Annotated in this window: 16 protein-coding genes; 11 read left to right on the forward strand and 5 right to left on the reverse strand. The window is 73.1% G+C overall.

Annotated elements, in window-relative coordinates; genetic code table 11:
- Nucleotide 1 precedes the first annotated feature (1 nt).
- The 6 genes from AMK25_RS10680 to AMK25_RS10705 all read left to right on the forward strand — a co-directional run bounded on the left by AMK25_RS10680 (nucleotide 2) and on the right by AMK25_RS10705 (nucleotide 6,044).
- Nucleotides 2–1,183, forward strand: a complete 1,182-nt coding sequence (locus AMK25_RS10680) for a M24 family metallopeptidase (RefSeq protein WP_073828006.1) — start codon at nucleotides 2–4, stop codon at nucleotides 1,181–1,183.
- A complete protein-coding gene (locus AMK25_RS10685) occupies nucleotides 1,180–2,016 on the forward strand; it encodes an alpha/beta fold hydrolase (protein WP_073828007.1) in 837 nt (278 codons plus the stop codon). Before AMK25_RS10680 ends, AMK25_RS10685 begins: the two co-directional genes overlap by 4 nt.
- Entirely contained in the window at nucleotides 2,013–2,996 is a 984-nt protein-coding gene (locus AMK25_RS10690) for an ABC transporter ATP-binding protein (protein ID WP_073828008.1), read from the forward strand. Before AMK25_RS10685 ends, AMK25_RS10690 begins: the two co-directional genes overlap by 4 nt.
- Nucleotides 2,980–3,969: an ABC transporter ATP-binding protein gene (locus AMK25_RS10695; protein WP_073828009.1), complete on the forward strand. Its 990-nt coding sequence runs from the start codon at nucleotides 2,980–2,982 to the stop codon at nucleotides 3,967–3,969. The genes AMK25_RS10690 and AMK25_RS10695 overlap by 17 nt, the downstream gene beginning before the upstream one ends.
- A 29-nt stretch (nucleotides 3,970–3,998) precedes the next feature.
- Nucleotides 3,999–5,201: a dipeptidase gene (locus AMK25_RS10700; RefSeq protein ID WP_198937504.1), complete on the forward strand. Its 1,203-nt coding sequence runs from the start codon at nucleotides 3,999–4,001 to the stop codon at nucleotides 5,199–5,201.
- An 87-nt stretch (nucleotides 5,202–5,288) separates the two neighbouring features.
- Nucleotides 5,289–6,044 carry a GntR family transcriptional regulator gene (locus AMK25_RS10705; protein ID WP_073828010.1) on the forward strand — a complete coding sequence of 252 codons (756 nt, stop codon included), beginning with the start codon at nucleotides 5,289–5,291 and terminating at the stop codon, nucleotides 6,042–6,044.
- A 67-nt stretch (nucleotides 6,045–6,111) separates the two neighbouring features.
- Here AMK25_RS10705 and AMK25_RS10710 read toward each other — a convergent pair whose 3' ends face one another.
- Nucleotides 6,112–7,479 (reverse strand): extracellular catalytic domain type 1 short-chain-length polyhydroxyalkanoate depolymerase, encoded by a 1,368-nt coding sequence (locus tag AMK25_RS10710; protein ID WP_083664704.1) that lies wholly within the window; start codon nucleotides 7,477–7,479, stop codon nucleotides 6,112–6,114.
- Between the two features lie 242 nt (nucleotides 7,480–7,721).
- Between AMK25_RS10710 and AMK25_RS10715 the strand changes: the two genes are divergently transcribed.
- From AMK25_RS10715 to AMK25_RS10730, 4 genes are all read left to right on the forward strand, one after another.
- A complete protein-coding gene (locus AMK25_RS10715) occupies nucleotides 7,722–8,693 on the forward strand; it encodes a PaaX family transcriptional regulator (RefSeq protein ID WP_073828012.1) in 972 nt (323 codons plus the stop codon).
- 75 nt (nucleotides 8,694–8,768) lie between these two features.
- Nucleotides 8,769–10,040, forward strand: coding sequence for a cytochrome P450 (locus tag AMK25_RS10720; RefSeq protein ID WP_073828013.1), 1,272 nt, complete (start codon nucleotides 8,769–8,771; stop codon nucleotides 10,038–10,040).
- A gap of 98 nt (nucleotides 10,041–10,138) precedes the next feature.
- A complete protein-coding gene (locus tag AMK25_RS10725; protein ID WP_073828014.1) occupies nucleotides 10,139–10,399 on the forward strand; it encodes an acyl carrier protein in 261 nt (86 codons plus the stop codon).
- Between the two features lie 53 nt (nucleotides 10,400–10,452).
- The gene (locus AMK25_RS10730) at nucleotides 10,453–11,691 is read left to right on the forward strand and encodes a beta-ketoacyl-[acyl-carrier-protein] synthase family protein (protein ID WP_073828015.1); all 1,239 of its coding nucleotides are present in this window, start codon (nucleotides 10,453–10,455) and stop codon (nucleotides 11,689–11,691) included.
- Nucleotides 11,692–11,699: 8 nt separating this feature from the next.
- Here the strand turns inward: AMK25_RS10730 and AMK25_RS10735 are convergent, their stop codons facing one another.
- The 3 genes from AMK25_RS10735 to AMK25_RS10745 form a co-directional block, all read right to left on the reverse strand.
- Nucleotides 11,700–13,013: a glycosyltransferase family 2 protein gene (locus AMK25_RS10735; RefSeq protein WP_073828630.1), complete on the reverse strand. Its 1,314-nt coding sequence runs from the start codon at nucleotides 13,011–13,013 to the stop codon at nucleotides 11,700–11,702.
- An 11-nt stretch (nucleotides 13,014–13,024) separates the two neighbouring features.
- Nucleotides 13,025–13,294: a phosphopantetheine-binding protein gene (locus AMK25_RS10740; RefSeq protein WP_073828016.1), complete on the reverse strand. Its 270-nt coding sequence runs from the start codon at nucleotides 13,292–13,294 to the stop codon at nucleotides 13,025–13,027.
- An 86-nt stretch (nucleotides 13,295–13,380) separates the two neighbouring features.
- Nucleotides 13,381–14,061, reverse strand: coding sequence for a 4'-phosphopantetheinyl transferase family protein (locus tag AMK25_RS10745; RefSeq protein WP_073828019.1), 681 nt, complete (start codon nucleotides 14,059–14,061; stop codon nucleotides 13,381–13,383).
- Nucleotides 14,062–14,126: 65 nt separating this feature from the next.
- Between AMK25_RS10745 and AMK25_RS10750 the strand changes: the two genes are divergently transcribed.
- Nucleotides 14,127–15,536: a condensation domain-containing protein gene (locus AMK25_RS10750; RefSeq protein WP_073828021.1), complete on the forward strand. Its 1,410-nt coding sequence runs from the start codon at nucleotides 14,127–14,129 to the stop codon at nucleotides 15,534–15,536.
- A gap of 4 nt (nucleotides 15,537–15,540) precedes the next feature.
- On the opposite strand, the gene AMK25_RS10755 is transcribed toward AMK25_RS10750, so the two are convergent.
- Nucleotides 15,541–16,743: a cytochrome P450 gene (locus tag AMK25_RS10755; RefSeq protein WP_073828024.1), complete on the reverse strand. Its 1,203-nt coding sequence runs from the start codon at nucleotides 16,741–16,743 to the stop codon at nucleotides 15,541–15,543.
- Between the last annotated feature and the right edge of the window lie 7 nt (nucleotides 16,744–16,750).

Below are 16,750 nucleotides of genomic sequence, written 5' to 3' on the forward strand. Positions count from 1 at the left end.
CATGCGACTGTCCGAGAGCTTCTACCACAGCGTCCGTGGCCGGCTCGCCGAGGCGCTCGAACAACGCGGCCTGGACGGGTTCCTGGCCACCTCGCCGGCGGAGGTCGCCTTCCTCAGCGGCTTCTTCTACATCGCCACCGAACGTCCGGTGTATCTCTGGCTGCCGCGGACGGGGGACCCGCTGCTGGTGATCCCGCGCCTCGACGAGGAGTACGCGGCCCAGCAGGGCGTGACAGTTCAGACCGTCACGTACTTCGAGTACCCGGGCGTGGTCACCGCCGAGGAGACGCTCGCCTCGGCGTTGTCCCGTCCGGGCGGTCCGGTCCGCCGCATCGGCGTGGGCACGGGCGTTTCGGTCGGCGCGTTCCGGGCGCTGTCCCGGGCCATCGGCGGGGCCACGCTGGAGACCACGGACGCGGTCGCCGCGCTGCGGCTGCGCAAGTTTCCCGAGGAGATTCCGTTCCACGAGGCGGCCGCGCGGATCTGCGACGAGATGCTGGCCGCCGGACGGGCCCTGATCGAGGAGGCGCTCGCCGCCGGGCGGCCGCTGCCGCGCGAGGACGAGATCGCCCGGCACGTGATCGGCTTCGGCACCGACCGGATGTACGCCGAGTACGACCTGGTCGTCTACACCACCAAGCTGGCCGGCGGGCTGGTCTACGCCGGCCCGAACTCCGCCCTGCCGCACGGTCTGCCGACCCGTCGGCGGCTCCAGCCGGGCGACACTCTGATCCTCTCCCTCGGCGCGGCGGTGGCCAGCCGGTTCGTGGAGAGCGAACGGACGTTCGTCATCGGCGAGCCCAGCGCCGAGCAGGTGCGCTACTACGAAGCCGACCGGGAGGCGCAGGAGGTGGGCACCCAGGCGATGATCGCCGGCCGTACCTGCGCCGAGGTCAACCGGATCTGCCTGGACGTCCTGCGGGACCGGGGCCTGGGCGACTACATCCGGCACCGGCAGGGCCACGGCATCGGGATGCAGAACCACGAGGCGCCCTGGGTCGAGGACGGCGACCACACCGTGCTCGCCCCCGGGATGCTGCTGTCCAGCGAGCCCGGCGTCTACGTGCCCGGCCACGCCGGCTACCGCATCTCCGACACGGTTTTGGTAGAGGACGACGGCCCGCGCCGGCTCACCCGGTACCCGCGTGACCTGGCATCCAACATCATCGAGGGGATCCGATGAGAATCAACGGAGCGGAACTGGTCGTCGAGGCGTTCGGCCCGGTCGACGGCCCGGCGATGATCGTGCACCACGGTGCGCCGGGCCTCGGTTCCCGCCAGGAGCCGAAGCGCTCGTTCGGCCCGTTCGCCGATCGGATGCGGGTCATCGTCTTCGACGCCCGTGGCTCCGGCGAGTCCAGCGACGACGGACCGTTCACCCACGAGCAGTGGGTGGCCGACGTGGACGCCATCCGCGCGCACTTCGGCTACGAGACGATCGTCATGGCCGGCGGCTCGTACGGCGGGTTCATCGCCATGGAGTACGCCATCGCCCACCCGGAGCGGGTCTCCGCGCTGGTGCTGCGGGACACCGCCGCGGACACCGCGCACGATCACCTCGCGGTGGAGCGGGCCCGCAACACCGACCGTTCGGTGATCCCGGAGTGGGTCATCGACCGGATCGGCACCGGCCGGTTCGAGAGCAACGAGCAGTTGCGCGAGTACTGGCGAGCGATCCTGCCGCTCTACGACCACCAGCACGACCCGGCCAAGGACGAGGCCCGACTCGCCGCCACCCGGTTCCACTACCGCACCCACAACGCCGCCTTCGGGCAGAACATGCCCCGCTACGACCTGAAGTCGAAGCTGCCGTCGATCACGTGCCCGACCCTGGTGACAGTGGGCCGGCACGACTGGCGTACCCCGGTGGCCGCCTCGCAGGTCATCGCGGACCTGGTGCCCCGCGGCGAGCTGGTGGTCTTCGAGTCCTCCGGCCACTCGCCGCAGCTGGAGGAGCCGGAGCGGTTCCAGCAGGTGGTGCGCGACTTCCTCAGCCGCGCCGGAGTGCTCCGATGAGCCTGTTGGAGATCGCCGACCTGAAGGTCGCGTTCCCCGGCCCGACCGGGCCGGTCAACGCGGTGAACGGGGTGTCGCTGCGGATCGAGTCGGGGCAGACCCTTGCCATCCTCGGTGAGTCCGGCTCGGGCAAGAGCGTCACCGCGCAGGCGGTGACGGGCATCCTCGACGTGCCGCCGGCGACGGTCACCGGCTCGGTCCAGCTGCGCGGCCGGGAACTGCTGACCCTGCCCCGCAAGCAGCGGGAGCGGATCAGTGGCGAAGAGATCGGGATGGTCTTCCAGGACGCGATGGCCGCGCTCAACCCGGTCTTCACCGTCGGACACCAGATCGTGGAGGTGCTGCGGGTCCGGCGGGGCATGTCCCGGGCCGACGCCCGCCGCCGCGCCGTCGAACTGGTCGACCGGGTGCGGATCCCGGCGGCCAAGGACCGGATCCGGGACTATCCGCACCAGTTCTCCGGGGGCATGCGCCAGCGCATCATGATCGCGCTGGCCATCGCCCTGGAACCGGACCTGCTGATCGCGGACGAGCCCACCACCGCGCTGGACGTGACGGTGCAGGCCCAGGTGATGGAGTTGCTCGCGGAGATCCAGCGGGACAGCGGAATGGGCCTGCTGCTGATCACCCATGACCTGGGGGTGGTCGCCGAGGTCGCCGACGACGTGGCGGTGATGTACGCCGGCCGGATCGTCGAACGGGGCACCGTCGAGCAGATCTTCGCCGGTCCGGCGCACCCCTACACCGAGGGGCTGCTCAACTCGATGCCCCGGGTGGACCGGCGCGACGAGCAGCTGTACGCGATTCCCGGCGCTCCGCCCAACCCGGCTCGGCTCCCCGCCGGCTGCCCGTTCCACATGCGTTGTCCCCGGGCCACCGACGAGTGCCGGGTGGTCCTGCCGCCGCTGCTGGCGCTGCCGGCCGACCGCGCCAGCGCCTGTCACCACCACGAGGAGGTGCTCGATGCCACCCGGCGATGAGGTCGTGCTGCGGGTCGAGAACCTGGTCAAGCACTTCCCGGTCAAGGGACGGGTCCCGTTCACCTCCGGCGGCGTGGTCAAGGCCGTCGACGGTGTCTCCTTCGAACTGCGCCGGGGCGAGACGCTCGGCGTGGTGGGCGAGTCCGGCTGCGGCAAGAGCACGCTGGCCCGCATGCTCGTCGGGCTGGAGCAGCCCACCTCCGGCGCGGTGCGCTTCGGCACGTCAGTGGTGCACCAGGCCAGGGGACGGGAGCTGCGGGCCCTGCGCCGGCGGATCCAGATCGTGCTCCAGGACCCGTACACGTCGCTGAACCCCCGCCGCACGATCCGGGAGATCCTGCTCCAGCCGTTCGAGATCCATCCGGACGTGCTGGACCGCCGGCGCCGGATCGAGCGGATCAAGGAGTTGCTCGACCTGGTCGGTCTCGACCCCGGCCTGCACCTGGACCGCTACCCGCACCAGTTCTCCGGTGGGCAGCGCCAGCGCATCGGCATCGCCCGGGCGCTCGCGCTCAGCCCTGACGTCATCGTCTGCGACGAGCCCGTCTCCGCGCTGGACGTGTCGGTGCAGGCGCAGGTGGTCAACCTCCTGGAGCGGCTCCAGGAGGAACTCGGCGTGGCGTACGTCTTCATCGCCCACGACCTGTCCGTGGTGCGCCACATCTCCGACCGGGTGGCCGTGATGTACCTGGGCAAGCTCGTGGAGACCGGTCCCGAGGTCAGCCTCTACGAGTCGCCCCGGCACCCGTACACCCGGGCACTGCTGTCGGCCGTGCCGGTGCCGGACCCCGCCGGTCGGCGGCAGCGGCAGCGGATCCTGCTGGCCGGCGACCCGCCCAGCCCGGTCGACCCGCCCTCCGGCTGCCGTTTCCGGACCCGCTGCTGGCAGGCGACCGACACCTGTGCCGGCACCGAACCGCCGCTGGCCGCCGGGGTGCATCCGGTTGCCTGCCACTTCCCGCTGGCCGCTTGACGGCCGGCGATCGCCAAAGGAGAAGCGTCTTGCTGCAAGAACCCGCCCCCCGGTACAAGGGCCACAGGTCGTACTCGTACCTGGAGCCGCACTCGGACTACCGGGTGTTCACGTTGGCCGAGGAGATCGGCCGGGTGCCGGAGCACGACCTCGGCCTGACCGACGTCCAGCGTGCGCGGGTGACGCGGCTGCTCACCGAGCACGCCGCCATCTCGCTGCACGAGCATCCGGTGGTGCTGCCCGCCGACGTCAGTGAGTTGCGGGCCTACAACCGCACCGCCCGCCAGCGCACCGGATACGAAGGGCTGGCGCGCTCCGGCCTGACCGCCGTCTTCGACAACTTCATGGCCGGCGCCTCCTGTGTGACGAGCGAGAACGGCTGGAAGTGGAACGACCTCGTCTACGCCCTCGGGATGCGGATGAGTGACCTCTACAAGCAGGACCACGTCTTCCTGGCCACGTCCCTGGACGACATCCACGCCGCGAAGCGGGACGGCCGGCTGGCCCTGGTCGCGGGCCTGGAGTGCAGCAGCCCGATCGAGAACGAGCTGGACCGGATCGACATCCTCTACGGCTTCGGCGTACGCCAGCTCGGCATCGCGTACAGCCAGGCGAACATGCTCGGCGGGGGCCTGTCGGAGAAGCACGACGGCGGGCTGACGCACTTCGGCCGCCGGGCGGTGGACCGGATGAACAAGCTCGGCATCGCCATCGACATCTCGCACTCCGGCGACCAGACCTGCCTGGACGTGATCGAGGCCAGCCGGGTCCCGGTGTTCATCACACACGCCGGCGCCCGCTCGGTCTGGAACACCTCCCGGATGAAGCCGGACGAGGTGATCCGGGCCTGCGCCGAGCGGGGTGGCGTGATCGGCATCGAGGCCGCCCCGCACACCACGCTCTCGCAGGCGCACCAGCACCACTCGATCGAGTCGGTGATGGACCACTTCACCTACTGCGTGGACCTGGTCGGCATCGACCACGTCACGTTCGGCCCGGACACGATGTTCGGCGACCACGTGGGCGTGCACGACACTTACGCCGGCAACTACGCCCACGACGCCGGCAACCGTCCGCAGCACCCGCGGGTGGAGTACGTGTCCGGACTGGAGAATCCGGGTGAGGCGTTCGGGAACATCGTGGGCTGGCTGGTGGCGCACGACTACTCCGACGACGAGATCGCCAAGGTGATCGGCGGCAACACCATCCGGGTGCTGGAGCAGGTGTGGTGAGGCGGTGCCGGTGATCGTCCGAGCGGACCTGGACGAACTACACTCCGTACGCCGACGCGGCGGCGGGCAGTGATGAGGTGAGGGCGGATGGCTCGGCGGGAAACCGCGCTACAGGCGGCGCACGGCCGGCTGCGGCAGCTGATCGGCAGCGAGTTCCGGTCGGGTGAGAAGCTGCCCAACGAGCGGGACCTGGCCGATCGTCTGGAGGTCAGCCGCGCGACAGTGCGCGAGGTGCTGGGGCAGCTCGCCGCCGAGGGGGTGGTGACCCGGACCTGGGGGATCGGCACCTTCGTGCACGACGACGCCGAGCGGGTGCCGGTGTCCATCGGTGACGTCACCGCGCTGCGGGACCGGATCACCGCCACGGGGCACCGTCCGACGCTTCAGGACGCGTCGGTCAGCCGGGCGAAGTGCCCGGCCGACTGCGCGCGCGTCCTCGGGCTGGAGCCGGACTCGCCGGTGTGGCGGGTCGACCGGCTCTTCGCCGTGGACGGCGTCCCGGCCGCCTGGATCCGTGATCACCTGCCGCTGCGGTTCGACGGCCGCGACCTCGACCCGTCCGGGTTGCTCAGCATCGACCTGGACATGTTCGAGTTTTTGGCCAGCGCGACCGGCATGCCGGTGCGGCGGGCGGAGATCGAACTCACCGCGGTGCTCGCCGACGACGAGGCGACCGGGCGGCTCGGCGTGGCGATCGGACATCCGCTGGTCACCGCGACCCAGGTCGGTTACGGGACGGGCGGCGCGGCGCTGTTCCACGGCCACATCACGGTTCGCACCGACGTGTTGACCCTGCGGATCAGCCGCGGCGGGGCGCCGGAACCGGCCCCACCGGCCGGGTAGCCGACGGCCCCGCGACGCGGGGTCGCGGGGCCGCCGTCCGGACGTCACCGGGGTCGGGGTTCGCCGGTCAGGTCAGCGTGCAGGACTGGCCGTTGAGGGTGAACGAGCTGGGCCGCGCGGTGTTGCCGGTGTGCGTGGCCTGGAAGCCGATGGTGGTCGAGCCGCCGGCCGGGATGGCCGCGTTGTAGGAGACGTTGCGTGCCGTCACCTGGCCCGAGGAGGGGGAGTACGAGGCGTTCCAGCCGGAGGTGATGGTCTGGCCGCCGGGCAGCGTGAACGCCAGCGACCAGCCGTTCACCGCGGTCGAGCCGGTGTTGCTGATGGTGATGTTCTCGGTCAGGCCGTTGTTCCAGGCGTTCAGCTCGATGCGCACCGAGCAGGCGCCGGTGCCGGGCGGGGGCGTGGTCGGTCCCGGCGGCGGCGTGGTGGGGCCGGGCGGGGGCGTGGTCGGTCCCGGCGGCGGAGTGGTCGGTCCCGGTGGGGGCGTGGTCGGCCCGGGCGTGCTGGTCAGGCCGAAAAAGGCGATCGCCGCCGCGGCCATGCCGGACGACGGCAGGCTGTGCCCGGCGCCCTGGATGCTGTACGCCTCGACCTGGACGGTGCCGGTGGAGTCGGCGTAGCGCCGCCGGTTCCAGCCGGACTGCGGCGTGTCGGTGGAGGTGGGGTTCTGGCTGAGCCCGAACACGTTCGTCCACTGCTCGATCGTCTCCTGCAGCAGCGAGTACGGCACGAGCGTGTCGTTGGTGCCGTGCCAGAGCTGCACCCGGGGACGGGGCCCGGTGTAGCCGGGGTACGCCTGGCGGACCGCGTCACCCCACTGCTGCGGGGTGCGGTTCATGTTCCCGCCGGTGCACTGGCTGGACCCGGGCGGGTAGTCGGCGGCGCCGGCGAAACAGTTGAACGGCACCCCCATGAACGCCGCGCCGGCCTTGAAGACGTCCGGGTAGAGCGCCAGCATGTGGTTGGTCATCATGCCGCCGGACGAGCTGCCGGTGGCGTAGACCCGGTCCGGGTCGGCGCCGTACTGCTGCTGCACGTAGCGGACCATCGAGATGAGCGACACCGGGTCGCTGCCGCCGCCGCGGCGCTTGGCCGCGTCGGACCAGGTGTCGAAGCAGTTGCCGAAGCCGGCCTGCTGGGTGGCGCTGGGATAGATCACGATGAAGCCGTACCGGTCGGCCAGCCCGGCGAACTCGCTGCCGGAGTAGAAGCCGGGGCCGGAACCGCCGCAGCCGTGCATGGCCACCACGGTGGCCGGCCGGGACGGACGGTTGTCCGGCACGTAGACGTGCATGCGCATCCGCCCCGGGTTGTCGCCGAAGCTGGTCACCTCGGCCAGCGACGCCGCGTACGCGGGTTGCACTGTGGGGATCACCAGGCCGGCCGCTACCAGCGACGCGGCCAGGGCCACCACCATCTTGGCTCTGATTCTCACGGAGACTCCTTCGATCGCCTGTGTGCAGGCGGGAATGAGCGGTCACGCGCCGCGCCGGCCGCCCGGACGGCAGCGGTGTCGCGCCTCGCTCACGGAATGTGGCTCGCCCGGCCCGGCTCCGCGCTCATATGGCACATAGTGTTCCCGTCGGGCGGTGAACTGTCAATCGAAGCGCGCCGATATGCTGCGGCGGCGTTCGTCTAGAGTCGGTGCTCCGTCCCTGAGCCGAGCCCGGAGCGCGTGTGCCAAGCCCGTTCGACATCGAGGAGATCTACCCGGACGAGGCGCCCACGCCGCGGCTGCCCCGGCGGCAGGCCGGCACCTCGCCGCAGAGCGTGGCGGTGACCCTCCTGGCCGACTACACGCTGCGTACCCGGGCCCCGCTGCCGTCCGCCGCGATCGTCGAGCTGCTCGCCGAGACCGGGGTGACGAGCGCCGGCGCCCGTACCGCGATCAGCCGGCTGGCCCGCCGCGGTGTGCTGGAGGGCAGCCGGCAGGGCCGCAACAGCTTCTACCGGCTCAGCCGTGGCGCCGCCGCCGACCTCTCCGCCGGCGGGAGCTGGATCGTCGCCTCCACAGTCGACCCGCAGGCGTGGGACGGATGCTGGACGGTGGTCGCGTTCTCGCTGCCGCAGGACCGCGGCACACAGCGCCGCGCCCTGCGCGGGCAACTGCGCTGGCTCGGCTTCGCGCCGCTGTACGACGGGCTGTGGATCTCCCCGTACGAGCTGGGGGAACCGGCCCGGTCGCGCCTGGCGCAGCTCGCGCCCGGCGCGGTCACCGTGTTCCGGGGACGGCAGGACGCGCTCGACGTCACCGGCCAGCGCGCCCCCGTCGACGCCTGGGACATCGCCGCGATCAGCGCGCAGTACGAGGAGTTCCTGCGCCGGTGGACCCCGCTGGCGTCCCGGCTCGAGTCGGTCGACGGCCCGGCGGCGGTGCGGGCCCGCACCGAGGTGATGGACACCTACCGGCGGTTCCCCACGCTCGACCCGCGGCTGCCGCTGGAGCTGCTTCCGCCCGGATGGCTGCGCCGGCCCGCCCGGGACCTGTTCACCGCTGTCTACGACGGACTGGCCGAACCCGCGCAGCGGCACGTCCGGGCGGTCGTCGCGCGGTTCGCCGATCCGGTGCCGCCCGGCATCCAGGCGCACACGACAGCCGACATGCTCGCCGGCGTACGCGAGGACGCCTGCGGGGCGGGCCTGGAGTGACCGCCGGCCGTCCGTGGACACATCGGCGCCGGTGAGTCTATGGTCACGGGACTGCGGTGACCGCGAGGAGTGGCCATGGGCGTCCCCGTCTCCCTCGACGAGCTGCTCGGCGACGAGGTGCGGCGCGATCCGTACCCGTTCTACGCCCGGCTGCACGAGGCGGGGGAGGCCGCCCGGCTGCGGCCCACCGACCCGCACGCGCTCGTCGTGCACGGCTACGACGCGGTCAACCGGGTACTGCGCGACCCGGTGTTCCGGGTGCTCGGCGCCGACTACCTGGACCGGGCCGGCGTCCGCTGGCGCCAGCACCAGGTGACCCGGATCCTCCAGTCGTCAATGCTCAACGCCGCCGAGCGCGACCACCTCCGGGCCCGGCACCTGTTCTCCCAGGCGCTCACCCCGCGCCGGGTCGCCGCGCTGGAGCCGGCCATCGGGCGCATCGCCGACGACCTGCTCGACCGGCTCGCCGAGGCGGGCGCGGACGGGCGGCCCGTCGACTTCATGGCGCGCTTCGCGCTGCGCCTGCCCAGCGACGTCATCGGCGAGCTGCTGGGCGTGCCGGAGGAGGACCGGGAGTGGTTCCCGCCCCGGGTCCGCGCGTTCGACGCGGTGCTGGAGATCGGCCGCCGGTCCATGCGCGAGATCCGGGCCGCCAACGTCGCGGCGGCGGAGCTGACCGCGTACTTCACCGGCCTGGTCGCCGCGCGTCGGGCGACGCCGCGTGACGACTTCGTCTCGGCGCTGCTGCGCGGCGTCGAGGCCGAACCCGGCCGGCTGACCGCCGACGAGCTGCTGGCCAACCTGATCATCATGTACAACGCCGGGTTCCGGACCACCGCGAACCTGCTCGGCAACGGGCTGGTGCTGCTCGCCGAGCGGCCGGGCGCCCGGGCCGAGCTGCGCGCCGATCCGTCGCTCGCCGCGTCCTACGTGGAGGAGATCCTGCGGTACGAGCCGCCGGTGCACTTCGCCGTCCGGTACGCCGCCGTGGACACCGAGGTCGCCGGCCTGCCGGTGCCTGCCGGGCGGACGGTGGTGGTGCTGACCGGCGCGGCGAACCGGGACCCGCGCCGCTTCCCCGACCCGGACCGGTTCGACCCGTCCCGCTCCGACAACCGGCACCTGGCCTTCAGCGCCGGGCCGCACTACTGCTTCGGGGCGACGCTGGCCCGCGCCGAGGGGCGGCTGGTGCTGCCCCGCCTGCTGGACCGCTTCCCGGCGCTGACCGCCGAACCCGGGCCGCGTCGCGCGCTGATGCTGCGCGGGTACGACCGGCTGCCGGTACGGCTGACCGGCGCCCACCCATCGGCCGACCGGGTACCTTGCCAAACCAACCTGATCGAGTAAGGTCGATGCTACGCGGAGTGTCGGTTCCGTGTCTCACCGAGGTTCCGTCGAGCAGGTCGAGCGCGCCGCCAGGGCATCGTGGAAGGGAAACACCGGACATGACCGATGAGATCCGCGCGTTCCTCCTCGCCGCACTGACCGAGATGAAGTACGACGTCGGCGACGTCGACGACGACACCGTCTTCGGCCCGGCCGGGCTCGACGTGGACTCCCTCGGCCTGGCCGAGCTCGCGGTGCGGGTGGAGGACCGGTTCGGGGTCGCATTCGACGACGACGAGGCGGAGGATCTCGCGATGATGACAGTCGGCGAGTTCTGCCGCGCGGTGGCGGCGCGTATCGCCCCGGCCTCGGCGCACTGACCGATGCCAGGGCACGGCACCCGGCCGCGTCACGCCCCGGCGCACCGGGTCCGGTGAGCGTGCGCGAACGGGTCACGGTCACCGGCATCGGGCTCGTCAGCCCGGTCGGCGCCACCGTCGCCGAGGTGTTCGACGCGGTCTGCGACGGCCGCTCCGGGCTCACCCGGCCACCAGCCGACCATCCGCTGCACGGCGTGGTCGACGTGGCCGCGTTCGCCCCGGCGATCGATCCGGCCACCGTGCTGCCCGGCCCCGAGTCCCGCGTCGTGGACCGGTCGATAGTGATGGTGCTGCGCGCGGCCGAGGACGCGCTCGCCGACGCCGGGCTGCGGATCGGCCACGACGTCGACAGCTACCGGGTGGCCGCCGTCGTCTCCGGCGTCGGCGGGCTGTCCACGCTGGAGGAGCAGGTGCTCGCCCGCGCCGGGCGCGGACGGTTCGGGGTCAGCCCGTACATGCTGCCCGGCACGCTGCCCAACATGGGCGCGGCCCGGATCGCGATCAAGTTCGGCATCCACGGCTACACCTCGTCGATCGGCACGGCGTGCGCGGCCGGCGCGCAGTCGATCGGCGAGGCCCTGCGCATCCTGCGCGCCGGCGACGCGGACGTGGTGCTCGCCGGATGCGCCGAGGCGCCGCTGTTCCCGACGTTCGCCGACGCGTTCGGCAACGCCCGGGCGCTCGCCCGCGGCTGGGCCGACCCGACCGCCGCGAGCCGCCCCTTCGACCGCCGCCGCAACGGGCTCGTCCTCGGCGAGGGCGCCGGCGTGTTCGTCCTGGAACGCGCCGCGCACGCCGCCGCGCGCGGCGCCCGCCGGCACGCCGACGTGCTCGGCTGGGGCGCCACGAACGACGCCCACCATCCGACCACGCCGCGCCCCGACGGCGCCGGCGCGGCCCGGTGCATGCGCCTGGCCGTCCGCGACGCCGGCCTGGCGCCCGCCGACATCGGGTACGTCAACGCGCACGGCACCAGCACCCGGGCCGGGGACGCCGCCGAACTGGCCGCGCTCGCCGACGTCTACGGCGCGTACCCGCCCCCGCTGAGCTCGACGAAGGGCGTCACCGGGCACATGCTCGGCGTCTCCGGCGTGATCGAGGCGGCCATCGGCGTCGAGGCGCTGCGCCGCGGCCTGCTGCCGCCCACCCACAACCTGGACGAGCCGGAGCGCGACGGCGAGGTCGACCACATCCGTGAGCGGGCACGCGCAACGGCCGTGGACGCGGTGCTGTCGAACTCGTTCGGCTTCGGCGGCCACAACGTCAGCCTCGTCCTGGCGCGCCCCGCCTGAGCGGCGGGTCAGCGGAGCGTGATCACCGTGGCGGCGTCGTAAGCGGCGACGGCGACGCTGAAGTGCGGGCGCAGCATGTCGGCCACGTAGTCCAGGTCGGCGACGAGCGGTACCGGTAGCAGGGCGCGCTGATCGAGGCCGGTACGGGAGGCGACCAGCTCGATCCGGTCGGCCTTGAGCAGCCCGCGGGTGAGGAACGCCGGCAGGTCCTCGGGGAGCAGGCAGCGCCACATGTCCACGTTGACGATCACGTCCAGCGCGCCCGCCTTGAACTGCTGGAGCACGGTGCCGAGCAGGTGGGAGTTCGTCTCGCCGACCGGCGCGTCGTGGTCGAACGTGTGCGACCCGGCGCCCAGGTCGAGCGCGGACACGCCGTTGCCGACGACAAGCGCGGCGCTCGTGGCAAGCTCGTCGCGCAGCGACTCGGGCAGCGCGGCCGGCCGGCCCAGGCCACCGGCGCGGTACGCCTCGATCGCGGCGCCGTAGAGCCGGATCCGGCCCAGGTGCCGGCCGAACGTGTTGATCCCGTACAGCACCTCGACGTCGTAGCGCAGGTGCTTGCGCAGCAGGTACTTCATGTTGTCCATCGAGGCGATCCCGTTGGACGTCTTGCGGAAGTGCGGGAGGTGGTAGGAGAGCGCGTCGACGTCCAGCCGGAACAGCTCCGGCGGGGCGCCGTGCAGGTGGAACACCCGGTAGAAGAACTCCAGGTCCTCGAAGCCCCACTTGACCATCGCCTCGTCGAAGCCACCGACCCGCCGGAACGACTCGTGGTCCACCGACGCGTTGTGGGTCAGGCCGAGCACCCACGGCGCACTCGGGAAGTCGCCCATCCGCTGCGGAAGGGCGATGTCCTCCAGCCGCGGGTCGCCACGCTCGGCGTCGAGCATCGCCGGCACGACCGGCTCGCCGCGGCGCAGCGCGTCCGCGCCGGCCCAGTCGAGGTCGTACCGCTGCCCGAGCAGCACACCGGGCCGCCCGGCCCGCCCGGCGTGGAAGTCGCGGTGCCGCTTGAGCAGCGTGGGATGCGCCACCGTGTCGGCGTCCAGGAACATCAGCGTGGCCGCGCGGGCCCGGGCCGCCGCCGCGTTGCGGTTGGCGCTGCGGCCCCGGTTGCGGTCGCTGCGCACGTACTCGATCCGCAGCCGGCCCCGGTACGCGTCCACCACCGGGCCCAGCGCGACAGCCGACCCGTCGTCGCCGACGACGACCTCGAAGTCACCGGACGGCAGCGTCTGCCGGGTCAGCGAGCGCAGTGTGGTGTCGAGCGCGGACGGGTTCTCGTGCGCCGGCACCACCACGCTCAGGCTCGGCCGGTCCACCGTGGGCATGCTCAGCGCGCGGTGGAGTTGGCGGTGATGTAGTCGGCCAGGTCCGCGAGCGTCGCCATCCGGTCCTCGTCCAGCTCCTCGACGTCGATCTGGATCTCCAGCTCGTCCTCCAGCGCCAGCAGCAGCTCCAGGCCGAGCGAGGAGCTGAGGCCGAGCTCGTCCATCAGCTGGGTCTGCTCGGTGACCGGCGCGTCCGGCCGCAGCATGCGGGTCAGCAGCACGGTCAGGCGTTCCACGACCTGCTCCCGCGGCGGCGCGTCGTGTTCTAGCACCGGGGCTCCTGCGGGTCGATCACGCGCTCCAGCATGGAGTCATCAGAGCAGGGGGCATCGGTGAGTGTCAACGGGTGCGGTGGTGGTCACCGGAAGTCACCGAGGTCGGTGCGGCACTCGACCGCGTACGGCTCGTCGCCGGCCAGCGCCACCGCCACCGCGCAACCCTGCGGCGCGACCACGTCGGCGAGCCGGTGCCGCCCGGCCGGGTCGGCGCACTCGACCACGTCGGCCCGGTCCACCGGCATCCCGAGGTTGGGCCACAACCGGCCCCCGGCCGCCTTGACGGCCGCCTCCTTGCGGGCCCACAGCCGGACGAACCGCCGTGCCCGGACGGCCTGGTCGCACCCGGCGGCGACGTGCCGCGCCTCCCGCGGGTGGAAGAAGCGCGCGGACGCCGACACCGGGTCCCCGCCCGGCGCGACGTGCTGGATGTCCACTCCGACGGGGCGGCGGTCGCTGAGCGCCACCGCGACCAGATCGCCGGAGTAGGACAGGCTGGTGTGCAGGCCGCGCCACGGCCCGGTCAGCGCCGGTTTGCCGTACCGGCCGCGACGCCAGGTCAGCGCCGCCGGTGACGCGCCCGTGGCCCGCCCGGCCAGCACGCGCAGCGCGCCGTGCGCCACTGTGAACCGGTCCCGCAGCCCGCCGGCGGCGAGCCGCGCGGCCCGGGCCCGCTCGGCCGGGTCGAGCACCGCCCGGTACCGGGCCAGCTCGTCCGGGCCCGCCTCGGCCGGAAGCACCCAGACCCGTACGGCGTCGCGCATGGACGGCAGCGTAACGGTGCGCCGTCGCGTTGACACACACCGATACCCGTTGCTCTCATTGACCGGTGTTCGCGCAGACGGTCCAGGCCCACGTTCCCGTCGCGTTCGCCGGGCCGGGCGCCGGCGTCGCGCCCCTGACCTGGGGGCAGAAGGCGATCATGCAGGACATGCGGGAGACCGGCTGGACGCACAACGTCAGCGGCGCCCACCCGGTGCCGCCGGGCGTCACTGTCGAGCAGGTGGCGGCCGAGTTCGCCGCGCTGATGGCCCGCCACCCGGCGTTGCGGATGCGGCTGGGCGACGGCGACGGGGGCGGCCCGTGCCAGGTCGTGTCCGCCAGCGGCGAGACGGTCCTGGACGTGGTGGACGTACCCGACGACGCCGACCCGGCCGACGTCGCCACGTTCGCCTACGACCTGGGCCACGCCCGCCTGCTGAGCCACTACGACCTCTACCGCGACTGGTCGGTGAAGATGGCGGTGATCCGGCACCGGGGCGCCCTGGTGCACCGGGTGCTGACGATCGACCACCTCGTGGTCGACGGCACCGCCACGTCGCTGCTCCTGGCCGACCTGGGCCTGGCCGGGCGCCCCGTCCGCCGGGTCGCCGACCCGCGTACCGTGCAGATCCTCGACCTGGGCCGGCGAGAGGAGACGCCGCCGCTGCGCCGGGTCAGCGACCGGGCCGTCCGGCACTGGGCGGAGCACCTGCGGGACATCCCGCCGCTGACGTTCGGCGAGCCGGCCGCCGGTGGGCGCCAGGGGCACCGGTACTGGCACGGCCGGTTCAGCTCACCGGCGGCGTACCTGGCGGTGCGGGCCATCGCGGCGCGGACCCGCACCGACACCTCGCGCGTGCTGCTGGCGGTCATCGCGGTCGCGATCGGCCGGGCCACCGGCGTCAGCCCGCTCACCGCCAAGCTCATCGTCGGCAACCGGTTCCGGCCGGGCTTCGCCGAGGCCATCGCCCCGCTGAGCCAGAACGGCGTGCTGCGCGTCGACACCGCCGACACCACAGTGGACGAGGTGGTGGCGCGTGCCCGCCGGGCCGCGGTCTCGGCCGGGAAGTACGCCTACTACGACCCGGCCCAGCTCGCGGAGGTCTCGGACCGGCTGGACGCCGAACGCGGATATCCGGCGCGGATCAGCTGCCGGATCAACGACCGGCGGGTGGCCACGCGGCAGGCGGCCGACGGCGGCCTGGGCGACGACCCGGTGACCGCCGAGCGGATCCGCCGCCGCGCCGACGAGACGTTCCTGGTCTGGGACGGCCCGCTGGACCACCTGCCCGAGCAGATGTTCATCACCGTCGAGGACCAGCCGGAGACGGTCTACCTCCAGGTCATCTTCGACTTCGGCTGCTTCACCGAGGAGCAGGCGGAACGGCTGCTGCGCGGCGTGGAGGAGGTGGCGGTGGAGGCGGCCCTGGACCCCGCCGCGCCGACCCGGGTGACAGCGGGATCGGCGGGCGGCTGACCGGTCACCGGTCCCAGGTCACCGGCAGCGTCTCCAGGCTGCGCACCACCAGCCCCGGCCGGAACCGCAGCTGCGACTCGTCGACCGCGAGCCGCAGCCCGGGCAGCCGCCGCAGCAGGCCGCCGAGCGCCTCCTGCAGCTCCATCCGGGCCAGCGCCGCGCCGAGGCAGTGGTGCGGGCCGGCGCCGAAGGCCAGGTGCGGGTTGTGCGCGCGGGTCAGGTCGAGCGTGTCCGCGCCCGGGAACACAGTGGCGTCGCGGTTCGCCGACGCGATCGCCGGCAGCACCGCGGCGCCGGCCGGCAGGCGTACGCCGCCCAGCTCCACCTCCTCGGTCGTGACGCGGGGGAGCAGCACTCCGTTGTCGCCGAGCTGGATGAAGCGGGACAGCTCCTCGACCGCCCGGGCCACCGCGGCCGGGTCGTCGCCGCGCAGCGCGGCGAGCTGCTCGGGGTGGCGGGCCAGCACGAGCAGGAACAGGTTGAGCTGGTTGGTGGTGGTCTCGTGTCCACCGACGAAGATGCCGGCGGTGACCGAGACCAGTTCCCGTTCGGTGAGGTCGTCGTGCTCGTCCCAGACCGCGATGAGCGCGCTCATCAGGTCGTCGCCGGGCTCGCGCCGGCGCTGCTCGATCAGCTCGCGGAACGCCTCCAGCGCGGCCCGGGGCGCCTCCGGGTCGGCGTCCCAGTCGCCGACGAGCGCGTCCGACCACTGGCGTACCCGCTCCCGGTCCCGCTCGGGGATGCCGAACAGCGTGCTGATCACGGAGATCGGCAGTGGACCGGAGACGTGGGTGATCACGTCGGCGGGCGGACCCGCGGCCACCAGGTCGTCGATCATGACGTCGACGAGCGCCGCCACCCTCGGACGCAGCTCCTCCACCCGGCGGACGGTGAACGCGTGCGACACGGCCCGGCGCATCGTGGTGTGCCGGGGCGGGTCCATGCCGATCAGCGAGTCCTCGGCGAGCGAGCCCAGCTCCCGGGTCGGGCGGTTCGGGCCGGCCGCGGCGGCCCGGCTGAACCGCTGGTCGGTGAAGACGCGCCGTACGTCGGCGTGCCGGGTGGCCAGGTACGCGCACGCCCCGTCGGGCAGCTCGACCCGGGCCACCGGGCACGTCTCGCGCATCCGGGTGTAGTCCGGCGACGGGTGGTAGATCGTGGGAGCCGGCGCGAGCGGGTAGGGGATGGCCGGCGGGTCTTGCGTCATCTGCGAC

The organism is Micromonospora sp. TSRI0369 (genome assembly GCF_001905625.1).
GTDB lineage: Bacteria > Actinomycetota > Actinomycetes > Mycobacteriales > Micromonosporaceae > Micromonospora > Micromonospora echinospora_A.